General features: G+C 68.4%; 24 protein-coding genes and 2 pseudogenes. 11 read left to right on the top strand and 15 right to left on the bottom strand.

Going from position 1 to position 24322, the window contains the following annotated elements; genetic code table 11:
- Both ACTWQJ_RS17875 and ACTWQJ_RS17870 read right to left on the bottom strand, forming a co-directional pair.
- On the bottom strand, window positions 1-608 hold a 608-nt coding region (locus tag ACTWQJ_RS17875), incomplete at its 3' end, for a class F sortase (RefSeq protein WP_443307626.1).
- A 208-nt stretch (window positions 609-816) separates the two neighbouring features.
- Window positions 817-1308: a sortase gene (locus ACTWQJ_RS17870; RefSeq protein WP_443307625.1), complete on the bottom strand. Its 492-nt coding sequence runs from the start codon at window positions 1306-1308 to the stop codon at window positions 817-819.
- 664 nt (window positions 1309-1972) lie between these two features.
- Here ACTWQJ_RS17870 and ACTWQJ_RS17865 point away from each other — a divergent pair.
- The 4 genes and pseudogenes from ACTWQJ_RS17865 to ACTWQJ_RS17850 all read left to right on the top strand — a co-directional run bounded on the left by ACTWQJ_RS17865 (window position 1973) and on the right by ACTWQJ_RS17850 (window position 5132).
- Window positions 1973-3218, top strand: a pseudogene (locus ACTWQJ_RS17865) (IS110 family transposase).
- A 233-nt stretch (window positions 3219-3451) separates the two neighbouring features.
- Window positions 3452-3745, top strand: a complete 294-nt coding sequence (locus tag ACTWQJ_RS17860) for a hypothetical protein (protein WP_443307624.1) — start codon at window positions 3452-3454, stop codon at window positions 3743-3745.
- Window positions 3746-4352: 607 nt separating this feature from the next.
- Window positions 4353-4595, top strand: a complete 243-nt coding sequence (locus ACTWQJ_RS17855; protein ID WP_443307623.1) for a hypothetical protein — start codon at window positions 4353-4355, stop codon at window positions 4593-4595.
- 6 nt (window positions 4596-4601) lie between these two features.
- Complete coding sequence (locus ACTWQJ_RS17850) at window positions 4602-5132, top strand: hypothetical protein (RefSeq protein ID WP_443307622.1); 531 nt, start codon at window positions 4602-4604, stop codon at window positions 5130-5132.
- Here the strand turns inward: ACTWQJ_RS17850 and fmdA are convergent.
- The 3 genes from fmdA to ACTWQJ_RS17835 form a co-directional block, all read right to left on the bottom strand.
- Window positions 5111-6358, bottom strand: coding sequence for a formamidase (gene fmdA / locus ACTWQJ_RS17845; protein ID WP_443307621.1), 1248 nt, complete (start codon window positions 6356-6358; stop codon window positions 5111-5113). The genes ACTWQJ_RS17850 and fmdA overlap by 22 nt on opposite strands.
- A gap of 190 nt (window positions 6359-6548) precedes the next feature.
- Complete coding sequence (locus ACTWQJ_RS17840; RefSeq protein ID WP_224736980.1) at window positions 6549-7202, bottom strand: AmiS/UreI family transporter; 654 nt, start codon at window positions 7200-7202, stop codon at window positions 6549-6551.
- A 180-nt stretch (window positions 7203-7382) separates the two neighbouring features.
- Window positions 7383-7661, bottom strand: coding sequence for an FmdB family zinc ribbon protein (locus ACTWQJ_RS17835; protein ID WP_443307620.1), 279 nt, complete (start codon window positions 7659-7661; stop codon window positions 7383-7385).
- Between the two features lie 418 nt (window positions 7662-8079).
- Between ACTWQJ_RS17835 and ACTWQJ_RS17830 the strand changes: the two genes are divergently transcribed.
- Window positions 8080-8202, top strand: a complete 123-nt coding sequence (locus ACTWQJ_RS17830) for a hypothetical protein (protein ID WP_443307619.1) — start codon at window positions 8080-8082, stop codon at window positions 8200-8202.
- 266 nt (window positions 8203-8468) lie between these two features.
- Here the strand turns inward: ACTWQJ_RS17830 and ACTWQJ_RS17825 are convergent, their stop codons facing one another.
- Window positions 8469-8897: a hypothetical protein gene (locus ACTWQJ_RS17825; protein WP_443307618.1), complete on the bottom strand. Its 429-nt coding sequence runs from the start codon at window positions 8895-8897 to the stop codon at window positions 8469-8471.
- A gap of 1511 nt (window positions 8898-10408) precedes the next feature.
- Here ACTWQJ_RS17825 and ACTWQJ_RS17820 point away from each other — a divergent pair.
- Window positions 10409-12070 (top strand): IS1182 family transposase, encoded by a 1662-nt coding sequence (locus tag ACTWQJ_RS17820; protein ID WP_443307617.1) that lies wholly within the window; start codon window positions 10409-10411, stop codon window positions 12068-12070.
- A 282-nt stretch (window positions 12071-12352) separates the two neighbouring features.
- Here ACTWQJ_RS17820 and ACTWQJ_RS17815 read toward each other — a convergent pair whose 3' ends face one another.
- The 4 genes from ACTWQJ_RS17815 to ACTWQJ_RS17800 all read right to left on the bottom strand — a co-directional run bounded on the left by ACTWQJ_RS17815 (window position 12353) and on the right by ACTWQJ_RS17800 (window position 14898).
- A complete protein-coding gene (locus ACTWQJ_RS17815) occupies window positions 12353-12544 on the bottom strand; it encodes a carboxymuconolactone decarboxylase family protein (protein ID WP_443307616.1) in 192 nt (63 codons plus the stop codon).
- A gap of 72 nt (window positions 12545-12616) precedes the next feature.
- Complete coding sequence (locus ACTWQJ_RS17810) at window positions 12617-13150, bottom strand: DinB family protein (protein WP_443307615.1); 534 nt, start codon at window positions 13148-13150, stop codon at window positions 12617-12619.
- A 448-nt stretch (window positions 13151-13598) separates the two neighbouring features.
- Entirely contained in the window at window positions 13599-13880 is a 282-nt protein-coding gene (locus tag ACTWQJ_RS17805; protein ID WP_443307614.1) for a hypothetical protein, read from the bottom strand.
- A gap of 130 nt (window positions 13881-14010) precedes the next feature.
- Complete coding sequence (locus ACTWQJ_RS17800) at window positions 14011-14898, bottom strand: LysR family transcriptional regulator (RefSeq protein ID WP_443307613.1); 888 nt, start codon at window positions 14896-14898, stop codon at window positions 14011-14013.
- Window positions 14899-15021: 123 nt separating this feature from the next.
- Here ACTWQJ_RS17800 and ACTWQJ_RS17795 point away from each other — a divergent pair, with 123 nt between their 5' ends.
- The 4 genes from ACTWQJ_RS17795 to ACTWQJ_RS17780 all read left to right on the top strand — a co-directional run bounded on the left by ACTWQJ_RS17795 (window position 15022) and on the right by ACTWQJ_RS17780 (window position 18867).
- On the top strand, window positions 15022-16050 hold the full coding sequence (locus ACTWQJ_RS17795) for an alcohol dehydrogenase catalytic domain-containing protein (RefSeq protein WP_443307612.1): 1029 nt from the start codon (window positions 15022-15024) through the stop codon (window positions 16048-16050).
- Window positions 16051-16164: 114 nt separating this feature from the next.
- On the top strand, window positions 16165-17271 hold the full coding sequence (locus tag ACTWQJ_RS17790) for a flavin monoamine oxidase family protein (protein ID WP_443307611.1): 1107 nt from the start codon (window positions 16165-16167) through the stop codon (window positions 17269-17271).
- A gap of 63 nt (window positions 17272-17334) precedes the next feature.
- A complete protein-coding gene (locus ACTWQJ_RS17785) occupies window positions 17335-17580 on the top strand; it encodes a PLP-dependent transferase (RefSeq protein ID WP_443307610.1) in 246 nt (81 codons plus the stop codon).
- Window positions 17581-17601: 21 nt separating this feature from the next.
- On the top strand, window positions 17602-18867 hold the full coding sequence (locus tag ACTWQJ_RS17780) for an MFS transporter (protein WP_443307609.1): 1266 nt from the start codon (window positions 17602-17604) through the stop codon (window positions 18865-18867).
- 1355 nt (window positions 18868-20222) lie between these two features.
- Here ACTWQJ_RS17780 and ACTWQJ_RS17775 read toward each other — a convergent pair.
- The 5 genes and pseudogenes from ACTWQJ_RS17775 to ACTWQJ_RS17755 form a co-directional block, all read right to left on the bottom strand.
- Complete coding sequence (locus ACTWQJ_RS17775; RefSeq protein WP_443307608.1) at window positions 20223-21158, bottom strand: ABC transporter permease; 936 nt, start codon at window positions 21156-21158, stop codon at window positions 20223-20225.
- Entirely contained in the window at window positions 21145-21942 is a 798-nt protein-coding gene (locus ACTWQJ_RS17770) for an ABC transporter ATP-binding protein (RefSeq protein ID WP_443307607.1), read from the bottom strand. Before ACTWQJ_RS17770 ends, ACTWQJ_RS17775 begins: the two co-directional genes overlap by 14 nt.
- Before the next feature lie 53 nt (window positions 21943-21995).
- Window positions 21996-23102, bottom strand: a complete 1107-nt coding sequence (locus tag ACTWQJ_RS17765) for an aliphatic sulfonate ABC transporter substrate-binding protein (RefSeq protein WP_443307606.1) — start codon at window positions 23100-23102, stop codon at window positions 21996-21998.
- Between the two features lie 195 nt (window positions 23103-23297).
- Window positions 23298-23399, bottom strand: a complete 102-nt coding sequence (locus ACTWQJ_RS17760; RefSeq protein ID WP_443307627.1) for a putative leader peptide — start codon at window positions 23397-23399, stop codon at window positions 23298-23300.
- 142 nt (window positions 23400-23541) lie between these two features.
- Window positions 23542-23673: pseudogene (locus ACTWQJ_RS17755) on the bottom strand (transcriptional regulator); the annotation flags it as partial.
- Between the two features lie 54 nt (window positions 23674-23727).
- Here ACTWQJ_RS17755 and ACTWQJ_RS17750 point away from each other — a divergent pair.
- A partial coding sequence (locus tag ACTWQJ_RS17750; RefSeq protein WP_443307605.1) for an LLM class flavin-dependent oxidoreductase occupies window positions 23728-24322 on the top strand: 595 nt, incomplete at its 3' end.

The following is a 24322-nucleotide window of genomic DNA, read 5'->3' as shown; positions in this document are numbered from 1 at the left end:
CCGCCGCCGCAGGTGATCAACCGGAGTTCGGGCCGGCCGGAACTGCCGTAGACCTTCTTGCTGGGGAATTTCTTCCTGTCGTAGAGCTCGACGGCGCGGACGGCGAACACCGCCGTCCGCCGGTCCGCCCGGCTGATCTCGATGGTGGCGCCCTTGGTCAGGGCGCCGAGGTTGTGGAAGACACCGGGGCCGCCGGTGGGCGTGTCCACATGCCCGGTGGCGACGGCGGTCCCTGCCGAGCCGGGAGCCGTGCCGTCGCCGTACCAGCCGGCGAGGCCGGGTTTGCCAGGTGGTGGGGTCCGCAGCGCCCCTGCCGCGTCGAGGCCCAGTCGTGTCATCGGGACGTTCACGCCGATGGCGGCGATCCGGAGCCGCACCGGATCCGCGGGGGGCAGCGGCTGGACGGCGGGGCGGGTGGGGGAAGCCGTACGGGATGCTGAAGCAGCAGGGGCAGCTGAATCAGTACCGGTGGCCGGGGCGGTGCGGGTATCCGAGGCAGTGGCGGTGGGCGTGGGGCCTGCGGAGGTGGAGAAGGCCTGGGCCGCCGATGGCTGCGGTGGCTCCTTGTCGTGCACCCCGCTGATCAGCAGCACCGCACCCGCCATCATTGCGCAAGCCAGAAGGCGCACTGCGGGGATGAACGGGTCTCGGGAAGCGCTGGTGTGATGCCCGGGTTCCATCGGTTGAGCCTTTGCTTCACGGCGGGTGCTTTGTAGCGGGTGGTGTGGGCCTCGCAGGCCCCGGGATCGATGCCGTGTCGGGGGCCGGTTCAGACCGGAGTGGACGGAGCTGGTCGGAGCCGGTGGAGTCGGGCGGTCAGGTTCGGTTGCCGTTCGGGCGGCGGTGCATCCAGACCATGCCCCCGGCGGCTCCGACGAGCAGCGCACCGCCCAGGGCGAGCTCCATGACTGTGTCTTCGGCCGGTCCGAAGCCGGCGCTGACTGAGCCGCTCGGAGGGCGGCCGGTGACCTGGTACGTGTCCGTGACCTTGGTCAGTGGTGGGCACTTCAGGGTGACTGTGTCGCTGCCCGGTCTGGTTCCTTCCGGGATCTGGAACTGGCCGGTGAGTACCCCCTCATGGTCGCCTTCGAAGAGGTGGAACGGCCCTCCCACCTCCGACCAGCCCTTGCCGTAGTCCGCGTCAGGGTCGCAGGCCGTTGTACTGACCGTGACCGTGGAGCCCGGGGAGGCATTCCACGGACTGATGTGGACTTCTGAGTCATCAGCGGCGACAGCGGCCGGGATCTGCAGACCGAGGGCACCGAGAACCAGGCCGATACCTGCACCAATGTGGTGTGTGTAACGCATGCGAATCCTCCGACGGAGCAGTGTCCGGCCTGTCTGCGCGGCGCCTCTGCTGTGCTCCGCTCACGAGGCAACCGACAGCCCGCCAGTCCCGCAACATGACGGATCGGCAGATATATCGCCCAGTCAGGTGCAGCGGCGGTTCCCGCTTGATCGCTTACGCAGGTCACCGGCGCGGAGATCATCACGGCGGAGGAAGCGCCGGAGGGGGAGCGAACGGGCTACTGGCGCCTCGTCGGGTCTGCGCCCTGGACACCAGCGCCTGAGGCAGCAGCCCGAAGCTGCCACTGGCGTCACCCGCATCGGAGCCCAACGCCGCCAACCACCGACCCGATAGTTCACGCTGTCGCCGACTCCAAGCAGATCATCCTCTGCACCTATCTGTCCGCGGCGTTGCTGATCAGCCTGCCGGCGAACCGTTCCCAGAGACTGAGTAGTCCGGTCCCCTGTCGGTGACACCCTGTGGGCGTGAAAATCGGTCCGTGGCCGTCCGGCGGACGTCGTTCCCGCTTGGTGCGTTCCGAGCCTGTGACCGAGTGGGACGCTGGGGGTTCATCGACAGGCACCCGGATGTGTTGCTTCGAGCACGCGAATCAGAGTCTTCCGCCTGCCGGGCCCCGCCGGACGACCGCGCACTCGCGGCCGATCAGGGGGGGTGCCGGGACAGATGGACGTGATCCACGAACGCTGCGGGGGGGATCGACATCAGCAAGGCGGACGTGAAGGTGACGATCCGGGTGCCGGGGTCCGGCAAGCGGCGCCGCAGGGAGACCCACACCTTCTTCTCGGTGACCTCGGGCCTTTTGGCGATGCGGGACTGGCTGCTCGCCGAGCAGATCACCGTGGTCGGCATGGAGGCCACCGGCGTCTACTGGAGACCGGTGTTCTACCTGCTGGAGCACGAGATGGAGTGCCGACTGCCAGGCGCCCGCCACATGACGGCGGTCCCCGGCCGCAAGGCCGGCGTGAAGGATTCCGAATGGATCGCCCGACTCGTCGAATGCGGCCTGGTGCGGCCCTCGTTCGTGCCGTCCGAGCCGATCCGGCAGCTGCGGGACCTGACCCGGTATCGCACCGAGGTGATCCGTGAACGCACCCGGGAGGCCCAGCGCCTGGAGAAGCTCCTGGAGGACGCCGGGATCAAGCTGTCCGCCGCGGTGGCCAATATCCTGGGCGTTTCCGGCCGCGCGATGCTGGAGGCCCTCATCGTCGGCGAACGCGACCCGTAGGTGCTCGCGGAGCTGGCCAGGGGCAGCATGCGCCGCAAGACGGACGCCCTCATCGAGGCCCTGACCGGCCACTTCACCGGTCACCACGCGTTCTTGGCCCGGGCCATGCTCGGCCGCATCGACGCCTGCACCGCGATGGAGAAGCGGCTGGATGCGCGGATCGACGCCCAGATCGCGCCCTTTCGCCGCCGCATCGAACTCCTGGTGACCATCCCCGGCGTGAACACACGGGCCGCCGAGGTGATCCTCGCCGAGATCGGCAACGACATCGCCCGCTTCCCCACGGCGGCCGACCTGGCCTCCTGGGCCGGGGCGTGCCCCGGCAACAACGAATCCGGCGGTAAGAAGGGGCCCGGCAAGACCCGCCACGGCGATCCCTGGCTCAAGGCCGTACTCGGCCAGGCCGCCGTCTCCGCGTCGCGGACCATGGACACCTGCCTCGCCGCCCGCTACCGCAGGCTCATCGCCCGCCGCGGCAAGAACGCGCCCTGGTCACCCTGGAACACTCGATCCTGATCGCCGTCCGTCTGGCACATGTTCACCCGCGACACCGCATACGCCGATCTCGGCGGCCAGTACTTCCTCGAACGCACCGGCCGTGCCAGGCAGACCCGACGGCTGGTGAGCCAGCTCAACCAGCTCGGCTACCAGGTGACTCTCCAGCAGATGGAAGAAGCCGTCTGACCGGCGGACCCGGACATCGGGCGGTGGATTTTCGAATCGGGAGCGGCTGCGGAAGTGCTCTACGACCCGGGGTCTTCCCGCAGTGGGACGACGATCAGGACCAGGACTTCCCGAACCGAGGACATCTGGCGTGGGAGTTGCCGGAGGACGAGGACGCCGGGTTGAAGGCCAGGGTGCGGCGGGTGACGATCCGATGCGGCGCGTGGTGCATCTTGAGTGGAAGGATCGGTGTCATGGGCACCGAGAAGGGCTGGGTGTATCGGGTCGACGAGCCGCACGGCTCGCAGGGCTGGCGTGCTTACGGCGGCCATTCCGAGCGGTGGCGGGGGACCGTCACTGCTGTCGATCCCGAGGAGGACGCTGAGTATGTTGCCGCCCTCGTCGTCACCGACCTGGTGACCGAGTGGGAGGTGCGTGGCGGCGGGCGGAGGCACGTGCGAGTGATCGTCTGGGAGGACGAGGAAGGCGACGGCCCTGAGGACGCGGCCTTCACCGTGGAGATACAGCCCGACATCGATGCAGAGTGACCGATCCGGCCGCGGGAGGACAGGATTGGTGCTCCTTTTGGTTCTGCGGAGCGTGGGCGTGGCAGAGCCTTCGCACCGCGGTCAGGCCCGTGCGAAGGCTCCGAGGGCAAAACCAGTCCCCGGTAGTGCTGCGCGTGTCCTGAAGCTTCAGTCGTCACTGTTGCCTCGGTGTCGCGCCGGCTTGCCGGGGGCCTAAACCACATCCTGTCCGAGTCACTCCGCCGACTAGACGTCCTCACCGGCTTTGTGGCTCTTTCGGTGTTATGGTCTAGTACTCACCCTGCACGAGATATGTCCCAAGTCAATAGGATTTTGGTAAATTCTTCAGCGTTTCAGTGGCGTGACGACGCACGCTTCTCGCGGCGAGGACTCGGGGACCGAGGTGCACGAGCCCTCGAACCAGGCTGCGGTCAAGGAGCGGGCGCCAAGAAGACCACGGCGAAAAAAGCGGCCGCGAAGAAGCCGGGCCGCCAGCCGCGCAGCGCGTCGCCCTGACTGCGGTGCGAAGCCCTCGGTAGCGGATGCGCCCATTGTGGCAGCCGTCGGCCGGGAAGGGTGCCGCTACGCTGATCATCTGGCGCGGGGCCGTCCACGGCGCTACAAGCCGATGATGGCTGACGTCGGGCGACCGTCGAGCCGGGCCTTCCCGGAGCTGGCGGCCTCGTGGTTGCCTCCGCATGAACTGCGGAGGCTTGCGGCATACAAGGTTCTGGCGAGCTACGACAACAACCAGGCCGGGCGGCTTGCGGCGGCTGCGGGTGATGAGGCCGAGTTGGAGCGGCGTGAGCTGGGCGATGTGGCGAATCTGGTGGATACGGCGCTGGGCTACCTGCTCGGGTCGGACCAGTAGATCGCCGTGGCCGGTGCCGAGCATGCCGACGAGGAGTCGCCGGAGTCGGGCGCGACGGAGGCCGCGGCTGTTCAGGAGCGGCTGCGGAAGTGGGCTGAGAAGGAACTGCTGACGCTTCGCATACGGCAGGCGGAGCGCACGGCCGTGCTGCTGGGGGACGGCGTGTACGTGCTGGCGTGGAACCTGGAGAAGCGGCGGCCGGCGCTGCAGGTCTACGACCCGGGGTTCTTCTTCCCGCGGTGGGGCGGCGACCAGGACCAGGACTTCCCGAGCCGGGTGCAGACGGCCGGGCGATCTTGCAGCCTGTTCCCCCTGGCGGTGCGTCTCCAACGCACGTGTTCGCCGACCAAGGTGGCTCCCACTCCCAGTACAGCCCCGAGGCCGGCCCGCCGCCTCGGCACAGGCGCTGAGCGCCAACCGCGGCTCCCCCGGGCGGGACTCGGCCTCAGGGCGGCTGGTGCGGTGCGGAGGGAAGGTCCGGCGGGCGGGATCCCGGTGAGGGTGACCCGTCGGCCTCAGCTGGACACCGCGCACTGACCGCGGTCCGCGGCCTTGGGACCCTCCGCGGTGGGACGGACGTCGAAGTCGAAGACACCGGTCGGGAGGTAGAGGGAGCAACAGGCGTTGGGGATGTCGACGATCCCGCTGATGCGTCCCTCGATAGGGGCCGCGCCGAGGAGCAGGTAGGCCTGCTCTCCGGAGTAGCCGAACCTCTTCAGGTACTCGACGGCGTTGAGGCAGGCGCGGCGATAGGCGACCGTCGCGTCCATGTAGTAGTTGGTGTCGGTGTCGTGGTCCACGGAGATCCCGATGAAGGAGATGAATTCCGAGTACCGCGGCTCGACGTTGCCCGGCATGAAGATGGGGTTGGTGCTGACACCGTACTTCTCCATGCCACCCTTGATCAGGTCGACGTGGAAGTCGATGTAGCCGCCCATCTCGATGGCGCCGCAGAAGGTGATCTCACCGTCTCCCTGGCTGAAGTGCAGATCACCGGCCGACAGCTTGGCGTCCTTGACGTGAACGGGGACGAAGACCCGCGATCCACGAGTGAAGTTCTTGATGTCCTGGTTGCCGCCGTTCTCCCGTGCGGGAACGGTTCGTGCTCCTTCCTGGGTGATGCGTTCGGCATCCGATCCGGTGGCCTTGCCGGCGAGGGCCTGATCGGGCTCGGGCGTGAGTCCCAGTGGCGGGATCCGGTCGGGGTCGGTGTCGATCAGGGCCTGCTCGCGCCTGTTCCACCTCTCCAGCAGCTCCGCTGAGGGCGCGGTGCCGAAGAGACCGGGGTGGGTGATGCCGGTGAAGTGGACACCGGGTAGGTGCCTGGACGTCGCTACTTGCCCGTGGAATTCCCATATCGCCTTGTAGGCGTCCGGGAAGTAGTCCGTCAGGAAGCCTCCACCGTTGGCTTTGGCGAAGACGCCCGTATATCCCCAGCCCTGACCCGGCGCATCTCCGACCTGCTGCGGTACCGGACCGAGGTCGAGGATGTCCACGATGAGCAGGTCGCCCGGCTCCGCGCCTTCGACGCCTATCGGCCCGCTCAGCATGTGGCATCGCTTCAGGTCGATATCGCGCACGTCGTTGGCGGAGTCGTTGTTGCCGATCTGCGCGTCGGTCCATTCACGGCATTCGAGGCGGAACTCGTCCCCCGGGCGGACCATCGCGACGGTCGGGACGTCAGGATGCCACCTGTTGTGTCCAGGTACATCCTGATCGCGCATCGACCGGGACTGGTCGACGCTGAAGATTACTTCAGGCATGTGAACTCCTCATGTGCTCTGTACCGGTGAGCGAGTGCGGCATAGTCCCCGCGGGGATTCTGGTCCCAGCACCCGGAACGCCCCGGATGCCCTCTCATGTCTCTTCTTGCATCTCCTCGACCACCTCCCGCGCTCCGATCGACGAGTGTGGGTACCGGCGGCGATCTTCCGGCCAGGTCCGGCGGGGCCGCTAGCCGGGGCTGCCCGCCGGGTAGCCCGGGGCGCCGTACTCCTCGGCGGGCCTGCCGGGCCCCCTCCGGCGGAGTACGAACCACAGCGCGGCGAAGACCAGCACGCCAAACGCGCCCAGCGCGATCGCGATCTCATAGAAGTTCTCGGCAACCCAGTAACCGGACAGCAGCAGGAATGCCGGTATGACGCCGGTCACCCAGCCTTCGATCGCGGTCACCCAGCCGACATAGGGCGTCAGCGCCTCCCGTTTCAGCCCCAGTAGCAGGAAGAAGAGGAACCAGAGGAAGGCCCAGTAGAGCCATATCACTCCGAATGGCTGATCGTTGAACTGTCGGAAGCTGACGAATGAATAACCCAGGGCCACGATCGACACGAACAGCGAGTAATAGCCCACGCCCGTCGTGTCGAGCCCCATGAGCAGTCCGACTCCCACATACAGGTATGTGAAACCGAAGAGGAAGATACCCGATGCCAGCAGAATTCGGTCGGGATCCTGATTCGCGGCGATGATGAGATATGTGGGTGTCAAGACCTGAAGCCCGCCCACGAACAGGTTGAATATGGCGGCTGCCCGGCTGTCCACCTTGCCCAGCAGCATCAACCCGTTCAGGAACAGCACCGCGCCAACGAAGAGAAGTCCGACGTTGGCCAAGGGGACACACCTCCCGATATCCCGTTCTCGCGAGCGATGCACCCGCCGGGCGGTCATGCGACCGAAAAGCAGTTGTGCGCGATCCCGCGCCATTCTCTTCGAGGCAGTACGGTCGAGGCCGCCCCGAACCCTTCCCGAAACGGGCGTACCGACCGATCCGGCCGGCGCGCGACATCCCTCTCAGGGTCGGGGAAGCCGGCCGACCGCCGGATGGACCGGCCTCGGCGCAGCAGCCTTGGGAGGCACCCGCCTGACCACCGCGGGGTTTTCCCGAGACTTCTCCTCTTGCTCGCGCAGGCCCGCGACGGCAGGCGACGTGAAGGCGGTCGCGGGGGACGAGTACACACGCCGAGCCGTATTCGCGCACTGCGGGCAGACTCGCTCGGCGGGCGCAGTGCCGATCGGCAGCTTGACGTCGAACGATCCGCAGCGATTGCAGCAGTACTCGTACGTCGCCATGAGGAGTCATCTCCACCCGCCGCGCTCCCAGCCCCAGGGCATGCACGCGGATCTGGTCGCGATCTCTACATTCAAGGCAACGCCTCGAAGGACGGCGTGTCAAGGCGAGTCGAAAATGCTCAGGGCGCCGCCCTGGTCCGCCGTGCGAAAGAGCCCGGGTACGACGCGGACACCACCAGTCGCCGCGGACGCGAATGCGGGCACCGCAGGCTGCGCGGCGGTGGTGCATGTGCCGTGTCCGCTGAATTCCCCGACGCCGTCGGGGCGTTGCCGGAGCGGTGATTCAGACGGCACCCCCAGCGCCTCGACTTCAAGCCGGGCGAGTTGGTCGGCTGCGTCTCCGGCGAACTCGATCTGCGTCCGTTCCTGGAGAGCGCCAGAAGCTGGTCGTCACCTCCGACAAGGAGGGCCCGACTCCGTGCTGGACTGCGAACTCCCCGACGTCGATATGGTGATCTCGCAGCCCTTCCGGCCCGCCGATCTCACCCCTGACCGGATCCGGCGCGCCGCTCCTGAAGCTGTCGATCTGCACTGCACGTAGCCGTTTCTACGCTCTCCACGCAGGCCAGGTCCGCGGCAGGCGTCCGGAGATCCTGGAGTGCTGGTTCGACAACCGCCCGGTCCGTCAGGAGTACCCGATCGTGGAGGCGGCAGGCTTGCCGGGACCGGGACGGGGCTTGCTCGTACACGGTCTGATGTCGTACACGGTCTGATGTACAGGGTGGGAGCCGGCGGGGCCATCGCCGCCTGGGCAGCAACGGCCCCATCCGACCTTGGCCGGATGCTGTGCCCCGGCGTACGTACGCGTCAGGGCGAGCCCGCTATCGCGCACGCGCGGCACGGGGGCCGGCCGCAGGTGCACTGCAGGATGCCGTCCAACACATCGTGGTCGTGGTAGAGGCACTCGTCCTGGCAGGTGTGGCGCGGGATGAAGCCCCCCTGGAGCTCGTCCGGCCAGGGCTCTTCGCCCTCTCGGCAGCGCACGAACCGCTCGGGATCCGTGGAGTGCAGCTGGTGCATGCGCTCCCGGGCCTCGCCCTCGAGGTCGCGCGTCTCGGCGACCATGCCCTTGAGCTGGTCGGCGAGACCGGAGAACCTGGCGTCACCGGTTCTCACGTGGGCGGCGCGCAGTGCCATGACAGCGTTGCCCAGGAACCGTCGAGCGTCCTGGAGATCGGTGACGTGGTGCAGTTGGATGCCGGTCACGCCTCGGACCCAAACGGCGTCTTCGCTCACTTGTCCACCTTCCGGGCTCGAGTGGCCCATTGGTGATGCCGACGTACTGAGGTACGCCGCATCTTCCTCATGGGCCTGAAGTGTCTGGACGGGCCGCTGTCCGCCAGGTCTCCGGTTGACCCGTTCCTGTTTCGCGACCGGTCGCCGCGCTACGGAAATCTTCTATAAGGCTCGTATCCTTCAAAGGAGGCTAAAGTCTACGATTCGCGATAGTCCAGTCATCTATCAGTGAATTGGCTCACAAGGGCCGAATCTCTGTTTTCCTGGCTGAGGCGGAGGTGTCGGGGCATGGTGGCATGCCGAGCTGGTTCATTCCGAGCATCGAGGGCGGCGAGCATCCGCTCCGCCCTGCATTGGAGCTGGGGCCTCCAGCAGGTCCTCGATCGGGGCGTTCCGGGGCCCGGCGCTGTTCATGGACGGGCCGCCAGGAAGCGGGCCATGGTGGGGACGGCGATGCCGAGGGTGCGGTCCCGGCAGCGACGACGGACTGCTCATCCAAGGCGTCACAGCTCCACCCGCCGTGTCGGTCGGGGTCTCGTTTCCCGAGCGCCGGCCCTTGGCGGACGGAACCAGCCTGTCTTGGCCAGGGGGCCAGGCGACGCGTTCCGAACGAGCTCGATCGGGCGTCCGTTCTGGCCGTCGTTACCAGTCGTCGTGGTGGCCGGAGGGGGTGCTGATCTTTACTCCGGGCTGCGTGGTTGCTGTGAGCCGTGGATGTCAGGGCTCAGTCGCGGCCTGGGATGAGCTCCGACAATGGATCTGCACCAGAGGCATGTGCGGCGACCCATATATCCGCCTTGTGGACCCGTCCAGGGGTCGGTGGTCAAAGAACGGTCCGTTTCCCGCTTCAGTTTTTCCTGCACAAAAGTTCCTGGCGAATTTGATTTGAAACTCCAAGGGATCTGGGCTGTATATCCGTGTATGCCATGTTTCCTGTCCAAGGCGTTCGCGTGCAGGCAGGCAAACGGCGAGATCTGGTCGGGAAGCTCGAACACCTGCTGCGCCAGCGCGCCCAGGCCGCTCGCGCCCTGACCCTGACGCCATGTTTCGCGGGCGGGAACAGCTGGGATAAGACGGCCGCTGCTGGAGGTGTCCCTGCCCGACGACTACCTGCGCCCGATGGCGTACGGGCTTCTCGACGCCGCGGGCTTGCAGCGCAGCCTCCTGACCGGCATCTGACTCAAGGGTGAGGACCTCGTCGACGCCGGTCAGATTGCCCGGCAGATTAGCCTCGAGCGCCCCTGCGAGGCCCGCCTGATCACTGAAGAGGCCATGCATCGCATCCGCGACAAGTTCGGCGCGGCGCGATCGGCCCTGTTGGCGCCTTCCGACGTGTGTCCTGACTGGTCCGAGCGTGATCCGTTGAGGTGTGGCCAGTGCCGCTCGATCCACCCTCTCTTTCCGGGCAGGGTGCCCGGTCCTTCGGGACTCCGTTGGGAAATCCGTGATTCGGGCATGCTCGCGTCGTTGGTCTTCCTGATCGGTATGGTCGGCGAAGAGGATGGGGCGGGATGTCGTTGGAACCGCGATCGGATGACGGGGTGCCGCAGATGACGGCCCGGGTGGTGCGGGCGGCGTTCCCCAAGGGGACCTTGGCCATCCGGGTCCGGGAAGTGCTGGGCCCGGTGTTCGACGACGCGGCCTTCACCGAAGCCTTCCCGTCGCGGGGGCGTCCGGCCGTCTCTCCCGGTGCGTTGGCGCTGGTGTCGGTGCTCCAGTACGCCGAGGGGTTGTCCGACCGGCAGGCCGCCGATCAGGTGCGGGCCCGCATGGACTGGAAGTTCCTCCTCGGGCTGGAGCTGGATGACCCCGGCTTCGACTTCACGGTCCTGGGCGACTTCCGTTCCCGCCTGATCCAGCACGGGGTGGAGGAGCGGGTCCTGGAGGTGATGCTGGCCCGGCTGTCGGACGCCGGGCTGCTCCGCGCCGGCGGGCGGCAGCGCACCGACTCCACACATGTGCTGGCCGCGGTGCGCACGCTGAACCGGATGGAGTTCGTCGGCGAGACGCTGCGCGCGGCGCTGGAGGCCCTGGCCGCAGCCACCCCCGACTGGCTGACCGAGTTGATCGACTCCTCGTGGGTGGAACGCTACGGAGCAAGGATCGACAGCTACCGGTTCCCGAAGGGGGACAACGCCCGCCGGGAATGGGCCGAGCAGGTCGGCCGGGACGGCTTCGCGCTCCTGGACGCCGTCGACCAGGCCACTGCCCCGGTCTGGCTGCGCGAGATCCCGGCAGTGCAGGTTCTGCGCCGCGCCTGGGACGAGCAGTACCACCGGGACAGGCAGGAGGTGCGCTGGCGGGAGGGCAAGGACCTCCCGCCGGGCAGAGTGCGGCTGGCCTCCCCCTACGACCTCGACGCCCGTTACGGCGTCAAGCGCGGATCCGGCTGGACCGGCTACAAGGTCCACCTGACCGAGACCTGTGAGCGTCACGCGCCCCACCTGATCACGAACGTGGAGACCACGGACGCGACCGTCGACGACGCCGCGATGACGGACACCATCCACCAGCACCTGGACAAACGCCAGATGATGCCGGACGAGCACGTGGTGGACTCCGGCTATGTCACCGCCGCCCACATCCTCACCGCCCGCAGCGACCACGGCATCACCCTGCTCGGGCCGGTCGGCGCCGACACCTGCCACAGCGGACGCGATGAGCAGGCACCGGATCTGGCCCAGGCCGCCTTCCACGTCGACTGGGACACCCAAAAGGTCACCTGCCCGCAGGGAGCGGTCAGTGCCAGCTGGTCCGACCAGCGCAAACCCAGCGGCACCCCCATCGCCCGGGTGCGCTTCGCATTCGCCGACTGCGAGCCGTGCCCCCTTCGGCAGCGGTGCACCAAGGCGGCGAACGGCAAATGGGGCCGCCAGCTGACCTTGCTGCCCCGAGAACAGCAACAGATCCTGGCACAGCAACGCGCCGAGCAGCAGACCGAAGCGTGGAAGGCCCGCTACGACATCCGCGCCGGCATCGAGGGCACCATCTCCCAAACCGTCCGCCGCACCCGACTGCGCCGCACCCCCTATCGAGGCCAGGCCAAGACACATCTCGCGAACATCCTGTCCGCCACTGCCGTCAACCTCATCCGCGCTGAGGCCTGGCTGAACGGCACCCCGCTCGGCACGACCCGCGTCTCCCACCTCACTCGCCTGGACCTTGCTGCATGATCCGACCAAGACAACCCGTTCCGCGGATTTCCCAACGGAGTCCTTCAGGGCCGGGGTGAATGCCCGCTCCCGCGTAGCGGGGGCAGGGGACGCCGAATCGCCGCCAGGGCGATTCGGCGTCCCGGAAGATACGGCGTCGAGGTCGACCTCCAGCAGATGCAGCAACTCGGAGTTGAGAGACCGCCGGTCGATCTCTGCTTGAGCGGGAGCCGCCCAGCGGATGTGGGGCGGACCGGGTGATCGCCCGGCCCGTTCCGGGGCAGTAACCGGGGGTGCGGCTACTTAAGCCACGGATGCCTGCTCGGCCTGGTCGAAGAACTTCATGGCCATGAAGCCGTGGGCGTAGCTGCCGCCCGCGCGCAGTGCGGCCGCGATCATGGTGGCCTCCGCCAGTTCCTCCTGGGTCGCGCCAGCGGCGTGCGCGGCCTTGGTGTGCGCCTCGATGCAGTACGCGCACTGGGTGGTCAGTGCCACGGCCACGGCCATGAGCTCGGTGACTTGCGAGGGATGACCTTGTCGGAGCCGGAGGGGTGTCCGGTGTGGTGGTCAGGTGTAGGGGTTGAGGACGAGGTAGCCGTCGACGCGGCTGAGCCGGTCTGAGGCGGGGTCGGGCGGGAGCGCGTGGCCGAGGTTTTCGGCACGGACCTCGCTGATCCACTGGTCGTGCTGGTACTCGTGGTTGATCAGTGCGGTCAGCAGGTGGGTGGCGACGACGGTCAGTTGGGTGGGGGCGCCGACGTTGCCGGTGGCGATGTCGCCGATGCGGGCGTGGACGCGTTCGGCGACGGTGTCGCGGAAGGCGGTGAGCCGTTCGACGGTGGGCAGCGCGCCGCGGAACTTCTCCGGATTCGCGGAGTCCATGAGCGCGTCCAGTTCCGGGTCGGGGCTGGGCTCGGCCGCGGTGAGGTTGCGGATCATGAAGTGGGCGACGTGGGCCTGGTGGCCGAGATGCCAGCCGATGGCACTGGAGTCCTCGTGCGGGCGCCAGGTCACCTCGTCCGGAGTGAGGTCTCTCCACAGCTCGTCGGTGTAGGCGCGGGCACGGTCGTACTCGCGTAGCAGCGCTTTGAGTTCGTGCATGAATCCACCTGTCGGTGTTCGCAGGGTGAGGGGAGGATCTTGGCCCGGTCAGGTGCGGGCGGCCCTCTTCGCCAGGCGAGGCAGGGTGATCGGGGCACCCGTGTTCGACCGGCGCGTGGTCACTGCCGGGCGAGGCCGACGACGGCACCTCCGATGTGGAGGCCGGCGTTGACCAGGCCGGATGCGAGTCCGTGCTCGGCGTCGGCGACGTCGTGGCCGCGGCGACGTTCACGGCGGGAAATCCGAGGCGAAAGCGATACCCACGAGCAACATGGCCGGCAGCCGGCAGCCTCGGACGGCTGAGATTTCATCGGTCCGGCCGGCGGCGAGAGGCAGCGGCTCGGATTTCGTGTGGCTGCAGGCCGCGGTTGGGGCGGTGGTGGGCCATGGGCCCGTCACGCGTGCCGGGACCGTGGCGCAGGGGGCGTTGCCCGAGGCTCTGAGGAGCTCAGACGGTGTCGTAGACCCGCACCTCGGGCGCCGCCTTCAGCAGCGGGGACAGGCCACCGACCACATCGCGGGTGAACAAGTCGCTCGCCAGGTACGCCTTCGCGTCGGCCACGGTCTGGAAGCCGTGGAGGACCTGGACGTCCTCGTCGCGGACGAGGAGCTGCTTGCTGATGGCGCCCGGGACGGTGTCCAGGAACGGCTGCTTGTACTTCTCGTACACGCCGGCGGCCGCGACTCGGTTGGCCGACTCCACCTGCAGTGTGATCTCAAGATATGCCATGGTTATGCCTCGCTCGATCGGCAGGGAATGAGCGGAGCGGTGTGTACCGCAACGTGCCTGCCAAGTTAGGCACTCCATGCGAGGTCCGGTAGAGGATCCCTTTGAATCATGGCATAAGCAGTGCATATGGCTAGCGGGCGGCGGCGAGCCCGTCGGCCAGTCGGAGAAGGTCCACAGCGAGCGGGGAGTCGGCGCTCCACACCGCTTCGAAGGAGATCTGTACCTCGCGGCCCTCGTTCATCAGTGGCCGGTGCGGGACGTCGGGTGAGGTGAGCTTGGAGCGGGGGACCATGGCCGAGCCCAGGCCGAGCTTCGTCCAGTCCTCCAGGACCTGGTAGCTGGCGGCTTCTCCCGGATAGGTGCACAGAGGCATCTCGTGCGCCTGGAAGAGCTGTGTGGTGAACGTGGTCAGGCCGCAGGTGTCCGGAACGAGGATGAACTGCTCCTTGCCGGCCTCTTCGAGTTCGAGCGGAGCGTCGTCTGCGGAGTCGGGGGTGACGACGACGATCGGCTCGACGTCGATGACCCGGTGCTCGAGGCGCGGCATCGCGGCGACGGCCGGGATCAGGATGATGTCGAGCTGGCCTGCCAGCAGACCTTCGCGCAGGTCCTGCATGTTCGCCTCGCGCAGGACGAGGTCGCGGGGCACGGGAAGGTCGCGCACCATGCTGAACGCGCGGGCGACCAGGTGTGAGCCGATCAGGGGCGAGACGCCCACGCGGATCTTCTGCTCGCCCGGTTCGGTCAGCCGCCTGGCCTCCGCCGCGACGGCGTCGAGCGCGACCAGGGCGCGCTCGATCAAAGGCAGGATCCGCGCGCCGAACGCCGTCTGGGTCACCCCGCGCGGCGACCGGTCGAACAGCCGGTCGCCGAGGCGCTCCTCCAGTTTGGCGATCCCGTTGGACAGGGCAGGCTGGGTGACGCCGTAAGCCCGTGCGGCGGCGCTGAACGACTTGGTCTCGGCGACTGCCTGCGCATACCGGAGCCCTTCGGGATTGAGGCGATCCATCATAGCCATGTCTTATCGCTCCATTCACTGATGTCCCCTACCGGGCTGGTTTACCTCCGCCTACGGTGGGCTCCTGCTCATTCAGCATAACCAGCAGCTATATGCATCGTCGTTCGGAAGGCAAGAGGCACCATGTCAGACACTGCCGTGACCATGGTCGTGACCGAGCCTCGAGGCCCTCTTCACCCCTCCGTGGCCGAGACGGCCTCGCCGACAGGCACGTGGGTCCGGGTGTCCGTCACGGCGAGCGGCGTGTGCAACGCCGACATCGGAACGGCCGCGGCCACCGGCGCGGGCACGTCCTTCCCGGTCACCCCGGGGCACGAGGTCGCCGGTGTCATCGCCGAGGTGGGCGACCAGGTCGAGGGCTGGTCGGTCGGGGACCGCGTGGCCGTCGGCTGGTTCGGCGGCAGCTGCGGGCACTGCGCGTTCTGCCGGGCGGGCGACGTTGTCCACTGCCCCGAACGCAAGGTGCCCGGCCTGTCCTGCCCGGGCGGCTGGGCGCAGAGCATCACCGTGCCCGCCGACGCGCTCGCGCGCATCCCCGACGAGCTCGACCTCTTCGATGCCGCCCCGTTCGGCTGCGCGGGCGTGACGACCTTCAACGCCGTGCGCAAGGCAGGCACGCGCCCGGGCGGTCGCGTCGCCGTGTTCGGGCTCGGCGGACTTGGGCACCTCGCCGTCCAGTTCGCGGCGAAGCTCGGTTACGAGACCATCGCCATCGCCCGGGGCGGCGACCGCGAGAAGCTCGCCCGCGACCTCGGCGCCCATCACTACATCGACAGCAACAACCAGGCGCCCGGCGCCGCCCTGAAGGAACTGGGCGGCGCCGATCTCATCGTCCACACCGCCTCCTCCACCGCCCCCGTGGACGAGCTGCTCACCGGGTTGAACGTGCACGGGCAGCTCACCCTCGTCGGTGTCGACGCGGGATCCGTGACGGTGCCCGCGGCCCGGCTCGTCATGAACGGCCACACCGTCACCGGACACCTGACCGGCAGTGCGCGCGAGACGGAGGAGGCGATGCGGTTCGCCGTCACCAACGGTGTACGGCCCATGATCGAGCGCATGCCGCTGGAGCAGGCCGGCGAAGCCATCACCCGGCTGCGCTCCGGAGCTCCCCGCTTCCGCATCGTCCTGGACACCGTCAGAAGCAAGTGACCAGGCCCTCCGGGCCGTCGACCCGGCGCCTCCGCCTCAGTGCGGGCGGGTTCCCTGCCTGATGCCGATGGTTCGGCATACGCGAAGTCGGCCTGAAGAGAAAGGAAGCCACACATGTCCCACCGGGACAGCCACGACGTGATAGTGGTCGGCGCCGGTGCCTCCGGGCTGGCCGCCGCTACGGCCCTGCACGCCGCTGGCCGCGACACTGTCTGCCTGGAGGCCCGCGACCGCATCGGCGGACGCCTGTTGTCGGCCTCCACATCGAACCCGGACCGGGCCCTCGACCTGGGAGCCACCTGGTTCTGGGACGGAGAGGAGCGCGTGCGCGACCTGGCCGCCCGCAGCGGCATCAAGACCTTCGACCAGCATCTCGCCGGGGACACCCTCCTGCAGGACACCACCGGCACACATCGCCTTGCCGGCAACCTGATCGATGCCCCCTCCCGCCGTTTCGCCACCGGATCCCAGAGCCTCGTCTCCGCCCTTGCGACTGCGCTGCCCACCGACACCCTGCGGCTGAACACGCCCGTCACCGCCATCCACCCGGACGGCCGGGACGGTCTCGCCGTGCACACCCCGGACGGAACCCTGCACGCCGAGCACGTCATCCTGGCCGTCCCACCGGCCTTGGCGCTGGAGCGCATCTACTTCGGCGACGCGCTCCCCGCCGACCTCGTACACCTTGCCCGGTCTACGCCGGTCTGGATGGGGGCAGTCGCCAAGGTCGTCGCTCAATACCCCTTCGCCTTCTGGCGGGAGAGGGGACTGGCCGGTGCGGCGTTCAGCAGGACCGGCCCGCTCCAGGAGATACACGACATGTCAGGGCCCGGCGGCCGACCCGCCGCACTCTTCGGATTCGCGCACGCGCGCACCGTCCGCCCCGGCTTCGACAAGGCCGTCACCGCCCAGCTCGCGCAGATCTTCGGCCCGGCCGCGGCCACCCCCGACGTCCTGCACGTGCAGAACTGGAGCGCAGAGCGGTGGACCTCCCCGTCCACCGTCCAGCGCCTTGCCGACTACTCTCTCTTCGGCCACCCCCTCTATCAGCGCCCGACGCTGGACGGCCGACTGCACTGGGCGTCGACCGAGACGGCGACCGAGCGCGCCGGACACATCGAAGGCGCTCTCGCCTCCGGCGAGCGCGCAGCGCTGACCGTCCTCGCGGCGCCCTCCGGCGCGAACGACCCCAGCATCAGTGTCACCACCGCCGGCAGATAAGGCTCCCCTCCGTGGACACCACTTCGATCCAGTCGTCGTCGGCTGTCAGCGCCGAGGAGGTCGGTGCGGGCAGCGGACCCGGCCGAGCGTGTCAGGCGCGGCACCGAGGACAGCATGATCCGCCTGTCCGTCGGCCTCGAAGACGCCGACGACCTGATCGCTGACCTACCCAGGCACTCGACGTCAGCTGACGACCCCAACCCCTCGCGCGCTGGCCCGCAACTGAAGGCTGTGGGTCGGCGCGCAGAACGCGTACGACGCACCGCACAAAGACCCTCCGGCCGTGCCCGGATTCCCTGTGCACGGTGAGACCACGGCCCCGGAAGAGATATGACCAGCACTGCACCCGTCGGCACGACGGCCCGCATATCCGACCCCGCACAGGCACAGCGCTGTATCCTGCGCGTCCTGGTCGCCTCCCAGGTCCTCAGCGGAGCGGGCCTCGCCGCAGGCGTCACCGTCGGCGCCCTCCTCGCCCAGGACATGCTCGGCTCGACCAGCCTCGCCGGGTTGCCCAGTGCTCTGTTCACTGCCGGGTCCGCGCTGGCCGCCGTCGCCGTCGGCCGCATCTCCCAGGCCCGAGGCCGTCGCCCCGGTCTCGCCACCGGATACCTCACCGGCGCCATCGGCTCAGCCGGCGTCATCACCGCCGCCGTCCTGGACAACCCAGTCCTGCTGTTCATCGCCCTGTTCGTCTATGGCGCGGGCACCGCAACCAACCTCCAGGCCCGCTACGCCGGAGCCGACCTTGCCCCACCTGGCCACCGGGCCCGCGCCGTCTCCACCGTTCTGGTCGCCACCACCTTCGGCGGTGTCGCCGGCCCCAACCTCGCCGCGCCGACCGGCACCTTCGCCGAAATCCTCGGCATACCGCACCTCGCCGGGCCCTTCATGCTCTCCGGCGCCGCCTACGCGCTGGCCGCGCTCGTCCTCGCCCTCTGGCTGCGACCCGACCCGCTGCTCCTGGCCCGCACCGTCGCCCAGGCCAAGGAAGCCGACGCCACTACGCACCCGGCCGCCTCCGACGACGCTGACACGACAGACGGCCGCGGAGGCGTCGTCCTCGGCGCGCTGGTCATGGTCCTCACCCAGCTCGTCATGGTTGCGATCATGACCATGACACCGGTCCATATATACGACCACGGCCATGGCACCGCCGCCTCCGGCCTCGTCATCGCCATCCACATCGGCGCCATGTACCTGCCCTCACCGCTGACAGGCTGGCTCGTCGACCGCTACGGCCGCATGAAGATCGCCGCGGCCTCCGGAATCACCCTGCTTGCCGCGGGCATTCTCGCCGCCGCAGCACCCGGTGACTCCGTCGGCCTCCTCGCGCTCGCTCTGGCCCTACTGGGGCTGGGCTGGAACTTCGGCCTCGTCTCCGGCACCGCGATCATCACGGACACTGCGCCGCTCGCCACCCGTGCCAAGACCCAGGGCATGGTCGACGTCTCCATCGCCATCGCCGGCGCCACCGGCGGCATGGCCTCCGGCATCATGGTCGCCGCCACCAGCTACCCCGCCCTCGCCCTCACCGGCGGCATCCTCTCCCTCGCCCTCCTGCCCGCCGTCGCCGCCACCGCCTACCGTCGATGAGCACCATGAACCACTGGTTCCTGGCGAAGGCGGTCGTGTGAGGCATGGGGTTCCCGTCCCTGTCGGCGGGGCGTCGTCGCCCCGCGTGCCGTGGTTGGCATCAGGGTCCTGACGGCTGTGGGCGGCGCGCAAGGCGGCTTCTGTCAGGCGGAAGCGTCTCTGTGAAAACGCTGGTCAGGGCCTTGCCATGCATCTTGTTTGTCTCTGCCAGGGGCTGCGGAGTCACGCCGCTGGGTGGATCACTCGTGAGGTGGCCGCTGATGGGCTTGGCGACCACGTCCGATCTCTAAGCTGCCGAGATTGTTCTGTAATGGAACTCTTGTTGGTAAACACACCTTTTTCTTGCCGGTTCTTGAGCGGTACACCGGCAGAACTTGCATTCTCGCAGTTCAAGACTGGTCAGTGCTGTCGCGAGGGCGTGCTGGGTCGAATCCGGGTCGAATTGGCCCGTCTTGGTGTACCTGGCTGTGTTGTCGCAGGTCAAGGAGGCGGCGGGCAGGATCAATCCGCGTGGGGAGAAGCGGACGGCTGCATGGAACGGCTGCTGGTGTCCTCGCAGAAGTGGGTTGGGGTAGAGGGGCGGGGCAAGTTGAGGTGGTGAGGGCCGCCGTGAACGGGTGGGCTCGCCCCTGTCTGGGCTTGTTGTCGGAGGAGGGAGAGGCGAGAGCGATGTCGTCGTGCATGAGCGGCAGGCCGCTGACTCCTCGGCTGTCGAGGTATGAAATGCGCCGGGCTGGGCGCTGCCGCTTCTACCACCGCCGCGGTGCAGGTGTGGGGCCGTGGCTGTCGGTGGACCCGCCCTGCCGAGTAAACGCCGTGACCAGTTGTGACGACTCAACCGGCTGGCATTACCAGTTCTGGCATGGGTGATCTGCGTGTGTGATCTTGCCCGCCGAGCCCTCGAAGTGGAACTGGCAAGTGCATCGGCTCTTGCCGCACATCACCCCGACCTGATGGTCCGGCATGGCGGGCTGAGGTTGAGGCTTCCAAAGCAGTGTGGGCATACGATTATTGTCCTCTTGTCGACCCGCTTGGGCTGAACTCGCGCACCGATGGCGCGCCCTGAACCGCGACGTGCCCATCCGGGTCGGATTGGTGACATCGCTTGGGCCGCATGTCGAGACAGTCCTCGCATGGAATCTGGAAGTGATCACCGGCGAGAGCATCTCGCTAAATGCTCATGCTGGAATCAATGGTTCCTGGCGAAGGTCGTCCATGTGAGGTATGGGGTTCCGGTCCCTGAGAGCGGGGCGTCGCCGCGCCGCGTGCCGTGGCTGCGGAACGGCTGGCAGTTGAGTACTTGCACTTGCCCACGGCGCATATTCGGCGGAGCGGTAGTGCTTGCGATCCGTCGCTCAGCGGGTGACCAGCAGGCCCCGGCCGCGCAGCACCCGCCGCTCCAGAGGGCTGAAGATCAGCAGGTCGATGGCGATGCCGACGAGCAGGATGAGGAAGATGGCCAGGAACACCTGCGAGATGCTGGCGTTGTTGCGCCCGTTCTCCAGCAACTGGCCGAGTCCGACGCCCAGATCGGGTGAGGAGGCGATGATCTCGGCGGCCATCAGCGATCGCCAGGAGAAGGCCCAGCCCTGCTTCAGTCCGGCGAGGTAGCCGGGGAGCGCGCCCGGCAGCACGATGTGCCAGGCCCCGCGCAGCCCGGTCGCGCCCAGGGTGCGTCCGGCGCGTAGGAACAGTGGGGGTATCTGGTCGATGCCCGCGACGAGGCCGTTGGCGATGGAGGGGACCGCGCCGAGCAGGATCACGGCGTACATCATCGAGTTGTTCAGGCCCAGCCAGAGCACGGCGGGCGGCACCCAGGCCACGGAGGGCAGCGACTGCAGGCCGGACAGGATGGGGCCGATGGCTGCCCTGACGAATTTCACCCGGGCGACCAGCAGGCCGAGCGGCGTACCGATGGCGAGTGCCATCAGGAACCCGAGCAGGCCGCGCGAGACGGATGTCCAGATGTAGTCGAGCAGCGTGCCCTGCCGCCAGGCGTCGGTCACCTCGTCCCACACCGCGGACGGCGAGGGCAGCTTGTAGTCGGGGGCGACCTCTGCCCACACCAGCAGCTGCCAGACCACCAGCACCAGTGCGACGGCGCTGATGGGCGGCAGTGCTTTGCGTATCAGGGTCTCGCGCAGCGGTGTACGGACGGCCTGGACCGAGTCCAGTGCGTCGAGCCCGGCCTCCAGCCCCGCCAGATCTTGCGTGTCCTGCATTTCCTGGGACTCCCCGGCTGCCGATGAGCCGTCCTTCTTGGCGTCGACGCCGGTGTCAGTGCTGGCCATGGCGGCGGATCTCCTCACGCAGTTCTTCGGTGATCTCGACGGACAGCTCGGCGACCGCGCTGTCCTCGATGCGGCGCGGCTGCGGGATGCCGACGGTCCATTCCCGGGCGATCCGTCCCGGTCGTGAGGACAGCAGCACCACGCGCTGCGCCAGCTTCACCGCCTCGCGTACGTTGTGCGTGACGAACAGCACGGACAGTCCCGTCTCGTGCCAGATGCGGGTCAGTTCGTCGTGCAGGACGTCACGGGTGATGGCGTCCAGCGCGGCGAACGGTTCGTCCATCAGCAGCAGCCGGCTGTCCTGGGCCAGCGCGCGGGCCAGTGCGACGCGCTGGCGCATACCGCCCGACAGTTCGTGCACCCGCTTGCCGTGCGCGCCCTGCAGCCGTACGAGTTCCAGCAGCCGTTCCGCCTCGGCGCGGCGCTCCGCCTTGGCGACCCCACGCAGCTTCAGCGCGAGTTCGATGTTCTTGCCCGCGGTCAGCCAGGGGAACAGGGCGTGTTCCTGGAACATCAGGGCGGGCCGGCCGTTCGTGGTGATCGAGCCGGCGGACGGCAGGTCCAGTCCCGCGACCAGGTTGAGCAGGGTGGACTTGCCGCAGCCGGAGGCACCCAGGAGGGTGACGAACTCGCCCGGTGCGACATCGAGCGTGATGTCGTCCAGCACGAGCTGCTGCCCGCCGGGCGTGCCCGGAGCGGGGAAGGACTTCGAGACGTGCTCGATACGGGCGGCGTGCGTCACCGCCGTGGCGTCCTCGGCAGCCTTGGCGACCGTGGTGGCCATGATCGTCACCTCCTGGGTCTCATCGGGTCGGTTGTCGCTTGTCAGCTGTTCGGCTACTCGGCGCCGAGACCGGCGTCGTCGACCTCGTCCTTGCCCTCGGCCTCGAGGACCTTGTTGAGCGGTGCGAGGTCGTAGATGCCCTTCAGATCGGGCTCCTCCAGCAGGCCGGCCTTCACCGCGTGCTCCGCCTCGGTGTCGAGGGTGGCGGCCAGCGGGTCGTCGAGGAAGGTGATGGACTTCCAGGCCGGGTCGATGACCTCGGCGGGCAGTTCCTTGCCCGACTCCGCCTTCAGTGCCGCGTTGGCGGACGCCTTGGCCTTCTCCGGGTTGGCGTTGATCCACGCGTTGGTCTTCACCGAGCCGCGCAGCACGGCCTCGACGACGTCCGGATGCTCCTTGAGGAACGTCTGCGACACGATGATGTTCGTGATCACGAACTTCTTGTCGGGCCACAGGTCCGCCTCGTCGAGCAGCACCTTGCCGCCCTCGGTGACCAGCTTGGACGCGGTCGGCTCCGGCACCCAGGCGCCGTCGATGGAGCCGGACTTGTAGGCGTCCGGGGTCACCTTGTTGTCCGTGCGGACGACGGAGACGTCCCCCTTGCCGCTCTGCGCGTCGACCTTCCAGCCCTTCTCCGCGATCCAGTTGAGGAACGCGACGTCCTGGGTGTTGCCGAGCTGCGGCGTGGCGATCTTCTTGCCCTTGAGGTCGTCCAGGGACTTGATCTTGTCCGGGTTGACCACGAGCTTCACGCCGCCGGAGGCGGAGCCGCTGATGATGCGCAGGTTCTTGCCGCCCGACTTGGTGTAGCCGTTGATGGCGGGGGAGGGGCCGATCCAGCCGATGTCGATGGACCCGGCGTTCAGCGCCTCGATCTCGGAGGGGCCGGCGTTGAAGGTGGACGCCTTGATCGTGGTGCCGCCGAGCTCCTTCTGGAGCAGTCCCTCCTGGACGCCCACCAGCGCGGTGGCGTGCGTGAGGTTGGGGAAGTAGCCGATCTTCACTTCGTCGGCGGAGAGCTTCTTGGCGTCCGCCGCGACCTCGGTCTGCTTGTCGTCGTCGGTGGACTCGGCACCGTAGCCGCAGGCGGTGAGCAGGAGGGGAAGCGCGGCTGTGACGGCGAGGGTGCGCAGGGCGGTGAGCGGTCTTGCGGCAGACACGGAGGTGTCCTCTCGGGGAATGGGTTGATCAGGGAGGTGCCGAAAGCGCGAGGCGCAAAGCTCATGGGCATGCGCCTGCGCTCCATTCGTCGGCCCTCGGCGGCTGAAATGCCGTCGAGGGTCTGGGAGCGGAGCTATGCGGGGATGGGCATGCGCGCGTGGCGCTGCCGACCGAAGGCTGTTCTGCCGAGGGCGTCAGGCGGGCCGACAGATGGCACTGGACGTGCGGCCGAGGTCGATGTGACGACGCGAGGTCAGCAGGGGGAGCGACAGGTCTGCGCGGTCGAGCGCTCCCATGGCCATCCCCGCAGTTTCCTAGCTTTCCTACCTGGCTGGTAGGGATCGTGGCAGAAGGTGGCGTGCACCCCAAGGGGGTGTTCGCATGATGGACGCCGCTATCTTGCGGTGCGGGATCGGCGGTTGGTGGTGGCCCGGCGTGTCAGGGGTTCACCCAGGCTTTCGGTGCGTCGGTCAGTGCGGACACGTCGGCGGGCAGTTGGGCCGATGCGACGTCGGCGAGCGACACGCCCTCGAGGATCTCGCGCACGTTGGACCGCAGCGCGATCCACAGGGCCGGGCCGGCCGGCTGGTCGACGTCTCCACCACCGAGGCCGAGGCTCGCACCGTGGGCCGCCGTGAGCCCGCGCCCGCGGCCGAGCTGTGGGCGGAGGCGGCCGACGCCGCCGAGGCCGCCATCCGGTTGTGGGACAGCTGGGAGGACGACGCGGAGATACGGGATGCCGCCACCGACCGTTTCATCGACCGCGACAAGCTGCACCACATCGACTTCGAGGGCCCTTACTTCTCCGTCCCGGGCCCCTCCATCGTCCCCCGCCCACCACAAGGGCGACCGCCCATCGCCGTCGCCCTCGACGTGCACGACTCGGACGGGCAGTGGGAGCTGGCCGCGAGCCACGCCGACGTCGTCCTCCTGGACGCCGACCAGCCATCCACGGCCTGGCTCGCCCGCGGGGCGCTGCTGCGCCGGGTGGCGGAGGCCGGACGCGACCCGGAGGCGCTGCGGGTGCTGACACGCGTCGCGGTCGATCTCGGGGGCGGCACGGGGCCCGGAGCCCTCCCGCCCGCCGAACTGCGCTTCACCGGCGCCGCCGCGGATCTCGCCGGTCTGCTCGCCGTGGTCCACGACCTCGTACCGGCGCTGCGCGAACGCGGCCTTTTCCGCTCCGACTACACCGGCCGCACTCTCCGCGACCACCTCG

The organism is Streptomyces sp. KR55, from assembly GCF_052245645.1.
GTDB classification, from domain to species: Bacteria; Actinomycetota; Actinomycetes; order Streptomycetales; family Streptomycetaceae; genus Streptomyces; species Streptomyces flavusporus.
Note: the sequence above shows the minus strand (reverse complement) of the source record. Positions and strands in the feature narration are given on the sequence as shown.

Excerpts from the sequence above, each read along its gene's own strand:
- ACTWQJ_RS17870 (WP_443307625.1), bottom strand. The coding sequence starts at position 1,308 with ATGCGTTACACACACCACATTGGTGCAGGTATCGGCCTGGTTCTCGGT.
- ACTWQJ_RS17860 (WP_443307624.1), top strand. The coding sequence starts at position 3,452 with ATGGGCACCGAGAAGGGCTGGGTGTATCGGGTCGACGAGCCGCACGGC.
- ACTWQJ_RS17855 (WP_443307623.1), top strand. The coding sequence starts at position 4,353 with ATGATGGCTGACGTCGGGCGACCGTCGAGCCGGGCCTTCCCGGAGCTG.
- fmdA (WP_443307621.1), bottom strand. The coding sequence starts at position 6,358 with ATGCCTGAAGTAATCTTCAGCGTCGACCAGTCCCGGTCGATGCGCGAT.
- ACTWQJ_RS17835 (WP_443307620.1), bottom strand. The coding sequence starts at position 7,661 with ATGGCGACGTACGAGTACTGCTGCAATCGCTGCGGATCGTTCGACGTC.
- ACTWQJ_RS17820 (WP_443307617.1), top strand. The coding sequence starts at position 10,409 with ATGTCGTTGGAACCGCGATCGGATGACGGGGTGCCGCAGATGACGGCC.
- ACTWQJ_RS17810 (WP_443307615.1), bottom strand. The coding sequence starts at position 13,150 with ATGCACGAACTCAAAGCGCTGCTACGCGAGTACGACCGTGCCCGCGCC.
- ACTWQJ_RS17805 (WP_443307614.1), bottom strand. The coding sequence starts at position 13,880 with ATGGCATATCTTGAGATCACACTGCAGGTGGAGTCGGCCAACCGAGTC.
- ACTWQJ_RS17800 (WP_443307613.1), bottom strand. The coding sequence starts at position 14,898 with ATGGCTATGATGGATCGCCTCAATCCCGAAGGGCTCCGGTATGCGCAG.
- ACTWQJ_RS17795 (WP_443307612.1), top strand. The coding sequence starts at position 15,022 with ATGTCAGACACTGCCGTGACCATGGTCGTGACCGAGCCTCGAGGCCCT.
- ACTWQJ_RS17790 (WP_443307611.1), top strand. The coding sequence starts at position 16,165 with ATGTCCCACCGGGACAGCCACGACGTGATAGTGGTCGGCGCCGGTGCC.
- ACTWQJ_RS17780 (WP_443307609.1), top strand. The coding sequence starts at position 17,602 with ATGACCAGCACTGCACCCGTCGGCACGACGGCCCGCATATCCGACCCC.
- ACTWQJ_RS17775 (WP_443307608.1), bottom strand. The coding sequence starts at position 21,158 with ATGGCCAGCACTGACACCGGCGTCGACGCCAAGAAGGACGGCTCATCG.
- ACTWQJ_RS17770 (WP_443307607.1), bottom strand. The coding sequence starts at position 21,942 with ATGGCCACCACGGTCGCCAAGGCTGCCGAGGACGCCACGGCGGTGACG.
- ACTWQJ_RS17760 (WP_443307627.1), bottom strand. The coding sequence starts at position 23,399 with ATGGGAGCGCTCGACCGCGCAGACCTGTCGCTCCCCCTGCTGACCTCG.